Annotated in this window: 8 protein-coding genes and 1 pseudogene; 4 read left to right on the top strand and 5 right to left on the bottom strand. The window is 68.9% G+C overall.

Annotation, left to right across the window (positions count from 1 at the left end; all coding sequences use genetic code 11):
• Positions 1-158, top strand: a pseudogene (locus tag KBZ15_RS13635) (allophycocyanin subunit beta); the annotation flags it as partial.
• Positions 159-171: 13 nt separating this feature from the next.
• Positions 172-1,383 carry an alanine--glyoxylate aminotransferase family protein gene (locus tag KBZ15_RS13630; protein WP_255015763.1) on the top strand — a complete coding sequence of 404 codons (1,212 nt, stop codon included), beginning with the start codon at positions 172-174 and terminating at the stop codon, positions 1,381-1,383.
• Here KBZ15_RS13630 and KBZ15_RS13625 read toward each other — a convergent pair.
• Entirely contained in the window at positions 1,316-1,861 is a 546-nt protein-coding gene (locus KBZ15_RS13625) for a nucleoside deaminase (RefSeq protein WP_255015762.1), read from the bottom strand. The two genes, KBZ15_RS13630 and KBZ15_RS13625, sit on opposite strands and share 68 nt — an antisense overlap.
• 74 nt (positions 1,862-1,935) lie before the next feature.
• Here KBZ15_RS13625 and KBZ15_RS13620 point away from each other — a divergent pair, with 74 nt between their 5' ends.
• Together KBZ15_RS13620 and KBZ15_RS13615 are read left to right on the top strand one after the other, a co-directional pair.
• The gene (locus KBZ15_RS13620; RefSeq protein ID WP_255015761.1) at positions 1,936-3,351 is read left to right on the top strand and encodes a pyridoxal-dependent decarboxylase; all 1,416 of its coding nucleotides are present in this window, start codon (positions 1,936-1,938) and stop codon (positions 3,349-3,351) included.
• On the top strand, positions 3,348-3,584 hold the full coding sequence (locus KBZ15_RS13615) for a hypothetical protein (protein WP_255015760.1): 237 nt from the start codon (positions 3,348-3,350) through the stop codon (positions 3,582-3,584). The genes KBZ15_RS13620 and KBZ15_RS13615 overlap by 4 nt, the downstream gene beginning before the upstream one ends.
• Here the strand turns inward: KBZ15_RS13615 and KBZ15_RS13610 are convergent.
• The 4 genes from KBZ15_RS13610 to KBZ15_RS13595 all read right to left on the bottom strand — a co-directional run.
• The gene (locus tag KBZ15_RS13610; protein WP_255015759.1) at positions 3,517-5,067 is read right to left on the bottom strand and encodes a YcjF family protein; all 1,551 of its coding nucleotides are present in this window, start codon (positions 5,065-5,067) and stop codon (positions 3,517-3,519) included. The two genes, KBZ15_RS13615 and KBZ15_RS13610, sit on opposite strands and share 68 nt — an antisense overlap.
• A gap of 18 nt (positions 5,068-5,085) precedes the next feature.
• Positions 5,086-7,242 (bottom strand): transglycosylase domain-containing protein, encoded by a 2,157-nt coding sequence (locus KBZ15_RS13605; RefSeq protein ID WP_255015758.1) that lies wholly within the window; start codon positions 7,240-7,242, stop codon positions 5,086-5,088.
• On the bottom strand, positions 7,223-7,690 hold the full coding sequence (gene lspA / locus KBZ15_RS13600) for a signal peptidase II (RefSeq protein WP_255015757.1): 468 nt from the start codon (positions 7,688-7,690) through the stop codon (positions 7,223-7,225). Before lspA ends, KBZ15_RS13605 begins: the two co-directional genes overlap by 20 nt.
• Positions 7,687-8,139: biotin transporter BioY (locus KBZ15_RS13595; RefSeq protein WP_255015756.1), on the bottom strand; the 453-nt coding region annotated here is incomplete at its 5' end. The genes KBZ15_RS13595 and lspA, both read right to left, overlap by 4 nt.

Below are 8,139 nucleotides of genomic sequence, written 5' to 3'. Positions count from 1 at the left end.
GGGTGCCGACCGGTCCGACCGTGCGCAGCATCGCCCTGCTGGCCGATGTGGTGTGTGAACTGCTGCTGGATACCGGTGTGAGCGACACCACGGCTGTGCGCGCCCCCTTCGAGCACCTCTGCCGCGGCCTTGGCGCCACCAACTTGCGGGCGCGATAGGGCTCCAGGTTCCATGCTGTTAAACCAGGCCCCGGCTTTTCTCCCTGTGCTGCCTCCAGTCAATTCCTCCCATCGCCTCGCGCTGGCCCCGATCGCCACCCCCAACCGGCTGCTGCTCGGCCCGGGCCCATCCAACGCCCATCCGACCGTGCTCGAGGCCCTGGCCCGCACCCCGATCGGCCACCTGGATCCCCTCTACATCGAGCTGATGGGGGAGGTGCAGGAGTTGCTGCGCTACGCCTGGCAAACCGACAACCGTCTCACCATTCCCATGAGTGGCACCGGCAGCGCCGCCATGGAGGCCACCCTGGCCAACACGATCGAGCCCGGTGAGAAGGTGCTGGTGGCGGTGAAGGGCTATTTCGGTCTGCGCCTGGCCGATATGGCCGGCCGCTACCGGGCCGAGGTGGTGACGATCGAGAAGCCCTGGGGGGAGGCCTTCAGCCTCGAGGAGTTGGAGCAGGCCCTGCTGAGCCACCGCCCCAAGATCCTGGCGATCGTGCATGCCGAAACCTCCACCGGCATCTGCCAACCCGTCGAGGGGATTGGCGACCTCTGCCGCAAGTACGACTGTCTGCTGCTACTGGACACGGTGACTTCACTGGGGGCGGTGCCGATCTACCTCGATGAGTGGAAAGTGGACCTGGCCTACAGCTGTTCCCAGAAGGGCCTGAGTTGCCCGCCGGGGCTCGGACCCTTCAGCATGGGGCCGCGGGCGGAGGCCAAGATGCTGGCCCGGCAGGGCAAGGTGCCCAACTGGTACCTCGATGTCAGCTTGCTCAACAAGTATTGGGGCAGCGATCGGGTCTACCACCACACTGCGCCCGTCAATATGAATTTCGGTCTGCGCGAGGCCCTGCGGCTGCTGGCCGAGGAGGGCCTAGAAGCGGCCTGGGCCCGCCACCGCAGCAATGCGGAGCGCCTCTGGGCAGGCCTGGAGCGCCTGGGCCTGGAACTCCATGCCCCCCAGCACCTGCGCCTTCCCACCCTCACCACCGTGAGGATCCCAGCCGGCATCGATGGCAAGGCCTTCAGCCTCCATCTGCTCAACCGCCACGGCATCGAGGTGGGCGGCGGTCTCGGCGCCCTCGCTGGCAAGGTATGGCGCATCGGCCTGATGGGCTACAACAGCCAGCCCGAAAACGTTGACCGCCTGCTCAACCTGTTTGAAAGCGAGTTGCCGGCGTTCCGGCCCGGGGCAGCCCTTGCTGGCGCCGCCGTTTAAACCACTCCCCCAGCTGGGCTGAGGCCTGCTCCGCCAGCAGGCCGCCGACCACCTCCAGCCGGTGGTGGGCACTGGCGTGGCTGGCCAGGTTTAGACAACCTCCCAGGGCCCCGCGCTTGGGATCGGCTGCGCCAAATACCACCCTGCCGACCCGTGCCTGCACTAGCGCCCCGGCGCACATTGGGCAGGGTTCCAGGTTGACCACCAGGGTGCAGTCGTTGAAACGCCAGTCGCGCCGCAGGCGTGCAGCCTGCCCCAGGGCGACCAGCTCGGCATGGCCCAGGGGCTCGCCTTCGTTTGAGCGGCGGTTGCTGCCCCAGCCAATGCACCTGCCGCCTCCATCTAGCAGCACTGCCGCCACGGGAATTTCGCCCCTTTCCCCAGCCCTGGCGCCCTGGCGCAACACACGCCCCATCCAGAGCTCCAGCAGCTCAGGCGGCGGTTTGTTTGCTGGTGGAACTGCCACTGGCAACTGCATGCGCGGTTCCCCCCCTTGTAGTCCACCTTCCAGGGGCCCCGCAGGTGAGAATGGGGAGATCTGTTGCTGACCCGTTGGCAAGCTCGCCACCTGCCCCGCAGGCGATCCAGCCCCTGCCCTTTGCCAGCCCAGAGCAACTGGATCCCCAGCTCCAGGACTTCCTGGAGCTGGCCTCGCGCCAGCTGTGCACCTGGCTGGGGAGTGCCAGCCAGCGTTCCCCCCTGCCGGGTCTGGGCGTGCTGCCGGCGGTGGAGCCCCAGGCCAAGGGCCTGGCGCCCGAGCTGCTCCTGGCCGATCTGCAGCTGGTGATGGATGGGGCCTACAACCCCAACCATCCCGGCGCCCTGGCCCACCTGGATCCCCCGCCCCTGGCGGCCTCCATCGCAGCCGAGCTGATCTGCGCTGGCCTCAACAACAACCTGCTCGCCGAGGAGCTCTCCCCGAGCCTTACCCGGCTGGAGCGCAGCCTCACCGCCTGGTTGGCCGGCCAGCTGGGCATGCCCCCGGGCAGTGGTGGCGTGGGGGCCAGTGGTGGCACCCTCTCCAACCTGATGGCCCTGGTTGCCGCCCGGCGCAGTCGGGGCTTGGCCACCGAAAGTCGGGCGGTGGTGGTCGCCAGTGCGGACGCCCATGTCTCGATGGCCAAGGCGCTGGCGGTGATGGGCCTGCCGCCCGAGGCCCTCTGCCCGATTGCGGTGGATGGCGCCGGCCGCCTGCTTCCCCACGCCCTTGAGCAGGAACTGGACCGGTTGGAGCGGGCCGGCCAGCCGGTAATTGCCGTGGTGGCCACGGCCGGCACCACCGTGCGCGGTGCCGTGGATCCGCTGGAGGCGATCGCCGACCTCTGCGCCGAGCGGGGTTTGTGGCTGCATGTGGATGGGGCGATCGGCGCCGTTTTTGGCCTGGTGCCAGCGCACCGTTTCCGGGTGGCCGGGCTGCATCGCGCCGATTCGATCACGATCAATCCCCAGAAGGTGCTGGGCATCACCAAGACCTCCTCCCTGCTGTTGCTGGCCCAACCCCAGGCCCTGGCCCAGGCCTTTCAAACCGGCCTGCCCTATATGGAGCCCAGCTGGGGCGGGGGCCATGGCGGTGAAACGGGCCTGCAGGGCACCCGCCCGGCGGAGGTGCTCAAGCTCTGGTTGGGCCTGCGTCAGCTGGGTCTCAGTGGCATCGGCGCTGTGCTGGACGGGGCCATAGCTCGGCGCCGCCAGCTCCAGGCCCTGCTGGGGGCGAGCGAGCGTCTGCAGTTGCGCTGCGGCTCCTTCCACCTGCTGGCCTTCACCCCCCGGCAGCTGGATGTCGGGGCGGCGGCGCACTGGAGCCAGCAGACACGCCAGCTCCTGCTCCAGCACCAATTGATGCTCTCGCGGCCCCACTACGGCGGCCGCCACCATCTCAAGGCCGTGCTGGGCAATCCCCACACCCGCAGCGAGCACCTCGAAACCCTCGCCAGCCTCGTGCAAGCCAGCCTGGAGGGCCTGCCATGAGCGGGCTCGAACCCCAGCCGGGCCGCTGGGTTGCGATCGTGACTGGTGCGATTTCGATCCTGATCGGCGTGCTCTACCTGGCCCTGATCGCAGTGCTGGACAGCCGCGGTCCGCTCCAGCCGCCGCCACTGGAGGCGATGGGAGGGGGGGCGGCAGAGGTGCAGCTCACTCGCTCGGAGGCCGGGGCGCCAAGCTTGGCTGCCTCGTCTGCAGGGGCTGCACCACCCGGTTGAGGGCTGCCTCGAGGAAACGGCTCAGGGCCCCCTCGCGTCGGTTTAGGTCGTATTGCTGCTGGACCACCTCCTGCAGACCGCCATCACCCCACTCCTGGTCCCGCTCGAAGTAGGTGATGAAACTCAGCCCGGCAATCCGGGTCAGCCAGGCGGCACTGACCGCCTGCAGGGCCCGACTCACCACTAGGGCGGGCACATTGAGGCTGAGGGCCGTGGCCAGCAGCCCCACTCCCCCCTTGACCAGCCCTAGGCCGGCCATGGTCCGACCCACCGACAGGGCTAGGTCTTGGGCGCTCTTGCGGCTGAGGCTGATGCCATATACCCGGGCGATCTCCACCACCATCTGGGCGTTGACCGCCGCCGCGCCGAGCAGATCCAGGCCCGGCAGGGGGGTGACTGCTAGCACCCCAGCCCCAATCCACATGTGGCGATCGACAATCGCCTCGCTGTCACTTCGGCGTTGACGGGCCAGCAGGGAGCGGCTCGCCTGGCTGAGGCGCCGGCACTGCAGCAGCAGGTTGTCGGCGATTAACTCCTCCCCATCGGCATGGAGCACCACGGCGATGCGGCGCAGCAGGGGCTCCACCTCAGGGGCGGGCTGCAGGGGCCTGCCCCCCGGCATCGGCACGCTCTGGGGGGCCGCACTCGCCGCAACCACATCCTCGGCGGCCACCCTGCCGCGGCTGCGCTGGCGCAGCAGCTGCAGCAGGCGGGCCTCCTCCTGCTCGCCGCGCAGGTCGCATTTATTGAGCACTAGCATCAGGCGCTTGCTCAGGCTGGCCAGGGAGTCGAAAACCTCCAGTTCGGCGGCGCGCAGGTCTCCATCCACCACCAGCAGCAGAAGGTCGGCCTTGCTGGCCTGCTCCCGGGCCAGGAGTTCGCGCTCCAACCCCGCCGCGCCGGCCTCCAGGATGCCAGGGGTATCCACTAGCCACACCCCCCGCTGCAGGCCCTTGAGTCGCAGCCGATAGCGCTGGCTCTGAACCGTGGAGCCCATGGCGGCGCCAACCTGACCCACCAGCTCCTGCAGCAGGGCCCGGATCAGGGAGGTCTTGCCGGCCGAACCGACCCCAAACAGCACGATCACCAGGTCGCCCCGCTCCAGTTCGGCGGCCATCCGTTTGCGTTCCTGCTGGAGGGCTTCCCGCTCCACCGCATCCCTGACCCGATCAAGGGTCTGGTCGATGCCCGCCAGGTTTTGGGCGGCTGCCTGGCGGCGGTTGGTCGGCGCAGGCCTCTCGGCCCCTGCAGCCGGCCGGCCCCTGGCCTCCCAGGCGCTCCGTAACCAAGGCCAGGCCAGCTGCACCAGCAACAGGGCCCCAGCCGCAAAGATCAGCAGAAAAACCGGCTGGACTATCCAGTAGGGCAGATACCAGCTCAGCTGCAGGTAGAGGGTGTTGATGCCCTGCAGCACCAGCCCCACTGCGATCAGGGCCACCAGGGCCAGGCCAGCCAGGAGCCACAGGCGGGTGCGGGTTTTCACGCGAGGGGTTGCATCAATTCAGGGCCGCGTTGAGCGGATGATCTCGCCCCAGAGGCCTGCTGCAAGGGCGCTGCTAGCCCGGCTGGCACTGTTGTCATCGTTGCCCAGCCAGATCCCCACCACCCAGTGGCGCCTGGGTTCATAGCCGACAAAGAGCAGGTCGCGGCTGGAGTTGGTGGTGCCGGTCTTGCCCCCCTCCGCTCCCCCTAGGCTGGCCATCTGGCCCGTGCCCCGCTGCACCACGGCACGCAGCAGCTGCTGCATGGTCTGGGCGGTTTGGCTACTGGTCACGCGCCGGCCCGCCGCCAGGGTGGCCGTCTGACGGCACTGGGCCGAGGCCTGGCCGGCGCAGGCCTCGGCGTCGGTGAGGCGGCGGATCGTGGTGGGCATATGCCAGGTGCCACCGTTGGCGATGGCGGCGTAGGCAGCGGTGAGCTCCAGCAGGGTCACCTCGCTCTGGCCGAGGGCGAGCCCCGGAACCGGCGCCAGCGGGCTGGTGATGCCGAGATCCTGGGCCTTCTGCACCAGGGCCTCCAGGCCCACCCTCTGGGCCAGGCGCAGGGCGGCCGTATTGCTGCTCAGTGCAAAGGCTGAAATCAGGCTCTGGCTGCCCTGACAGCTGCTGGCAAAGGTCTGACCGCGCCAGCTCAGGGGAGCGCAGCTGATCCGGTCTGTGGGTTTGCTGCCCCGTTCCAGGGCCACCAAATAAGGAATCAGTTTGAAGGTGCTGCCCGGTTGCCTCAGGGCCATGGAGGCCCGGTTGAACTGGCTCTGGCGATAGTCCCGCCCGCCGGCAATGGCCAGGATGCCGCCTGAGCGGTAGTCGATCACCACCACGGCCCCTTCCCCCACCCCCAGCCCCTTGCTGCTGTTGAGCCGCTGGCGCAAGAGCCGTTCAACCTGTTCCTGCAGGCCGCGGTCGAGGTGGGTGTCGATCAAAAAGTTCCCCTCCACCGCCACCTCCTCCCCCACCAGGGCGATCAGATCGCGGCGGGTCTGGTCTGAATAGAAGGGAGCCCCCCGTAGGGATGCCCTGGCGGCGCAGGCTTTGGGGGAGAGGCGCAAGGGGCTGCGCCTGGCGCGGCGGGCCCGATCCGCCGAGATGCGTCCGGTTTCGGCCATCTTGGCCAACACCCCATTGCGGGCCGCTAGGGCCGCCTGGGGATCGAAACAGGGGTCGTAGCCATTGGGCGAGGGCAGCAGACCCACCAGCAGGGCGGCCTCCTCAAGCTCGAGCCCGCTGGCGGATTTGGCGAAGTAGTGGCGGGAGGCGTCTTCAAAGCCCCAGCCCACCCCCAGATACACCCTGTTGAGATAGCTCAGCAGCAAGTCGCGCTTGCTGAAACGGGCTTCGAGCTGCAGGGCGACCAGCAATTCGCGCCACTTGCGCCCCAGGGTTTCCCCCTTGCCCACCTGGTCGGGGTAGAGACTGCGGGCCAGCTGCTGGGTGAGGGTGCTGCCACCTTCGAGAACCTGCCCACCCAGCACGTTGGTCACCAGGGCCCGCGCCGTGCCCACCGGATCAACGCCGGGATGCCACCAGAAGCGGCTGTCCTCACTGGCCAACAGTGCATCGATGAGTACGGCGGGGTAGTCGCGCAGGCCCTGGCGCTCCCGGTGCTCCAGGGCATCAGCCGTTGTTAGGGGTTTGCCCTTGCTGTCGTAGAGCACCAGCGGGCCGCGCACGGTGGCGAGACTGCCCCGGATCGGCACCTGGAGCACCGACAGGCCCAGCAGGCTGAGCCCCCCAAATGCCACGGCCGCCAGGGCCAGGCTGGCCCCCCGCAGCAGCCGCTGCATGCGGGGCAGGGGCCGGATCTGGAAATCCAGTTCGGGCAGGCCCGCCTCCTGGCTGGGTCCAAACCTCAGACAGTCGCCATCGCGCAGCAGCAGTTGTCCCACCCGCCGGCTCTGCCACCAGAGCCCATTGGTCGAGTTCTCGTCGCTCAGCAGCCAGTGGGGCCCGCGCCTCTCCAGCAGGGCGTGGTGGCGGCTAACTGCCTGGTGATCCACGCAGATCTGACAGTCGCTGTCCCGACCGATGCGATAGGCGCCTGCGTGCAGGGCTAGCAGGCGGGTGGGCTGGCCGGGCAGGTGGATGCGCAGCTGGGCCGTCCCCGGCTGGCTAAACCTCTGCCAGCGGCGGCGCAGGCCTTCAAGGCTGGCGTTGGCCATGGCTCCCCAGCAGTTCGATGGCGAAGCACAGCACCGCCAGGTTGATTGACACATCGGCCAGGTTGAACACCGGAAAGGACACCGGCACCAGGGCCAGGAAATCCACCACTGCCCCCAGCCGCCAGCGGTCTAGGCCATTGCCGATCGCCCCGCCCAGCAGCAGCCCTACCCCGAGGGAGCGGGCTAGGGGCATCGCCGCCTGGCGCCGGATCCAGAGGGTCGCCCCGACGGCCACCAGCAGACTCACCAGGCCGAGGAGCTGGGGGTTGCCGCTGAGCAGGCTGAAAGCCGCTCCCGTGTTGTGGGTCAACTGCAGGGCAAGCAGCCCCGGCAAAAGGGTTTTGGTGCCGATGGCCGGCAGCTGGGCGAGGGCCCAGGCCTTGCTGAGCTGGTCGAGCAGCACCACCAATGCAGCAATGGCGAAGGCCAGGGCTCGGGGCCTTCTCATGGTTCCACCAGCAGCAGCCGGCGCAGCAGCAGGGCCACCACGGCCACGGCACAGCACAGCAGCAGCTGGGGCAGCAAGGGGGCGAGGCTGTAGCTGATCAGTAGGGGGCCCAGGTTGGCTCCCCAGCGGCCGGCCAAGGCCCCCAGCAGGAGGTTGGCGAGGCCGCAGAGCTGCACCGTCGCCAGCCCGACCACCGCTGCTCCAAACAGGTTGACCAGGTCGTTCATGCCCGCCTGGCGGGCCAGCTTGCCGCTCAGCCAGGCGGCAGGGATGAAGCCAGCCAAGTAGCCGAAGCCTGGGTCGAGCAGGTAGGCGGTGCCCCCTCCCCCCTGGAACACCGGTAACTGGAACAGGCCCAGGCTCAGGTAGGCGACCGCCGCCAGCATGCCGCTGCGGGGGCCGCACACCAGGGCCGCAACCAGCAGGGCGGGCACCTGCAGGGTGATCGG

This window comes from Cyanobium sp. BA20m-p-22 (assembly GCF_024346275.1).
GTDB lineage: Bacteria > Cyanobacteriota > Cyanobacteriia > PCC-6307 > Cyanobiaceae > Cyanobium_A.
This window is presented reverse-complemented; position numbering and strand designations above follow the sequence as displayed.

Coding starts and splice junctions, on each gene's coding strand:
- KBZ15_RS13605 (WP_255015758.1), bottom strand. CDS start 7,242: ATGGCCAACGCCAGCCTTGAAGGCCTGCGCCGCCGCTGGCAGAGGTTT.
- KBZ15_RS13615 (WP_255015760.1), top strand. CDS start 3,348: ATGAGCGGGCTCGAACCCCAGCCGGGCCGCTGGGTTGCGATCGTGACT.
- lspA (WP_255015757.1), bottom strand. CDS start 7,690: ATGAGAAGGCCCCGAGCCCTGGCCTTCGCCATTGCTGCATTGGTGGTG.
- KBZ15_RS13630 (WP_255015763.1), top strand. CDS start 172: ATGCTGTTAAACCAGGCCCCGGCTTTTCTCCCTGTGCTGCCTCCAGTC.
- KBZ15_RS13625 (WP_255015762.1), bottom strand. CDS start 1,861: ATGCAGTTGCCAGTGGCAGTTCCACCAGCAAACAAACCGCCGCCTGAG.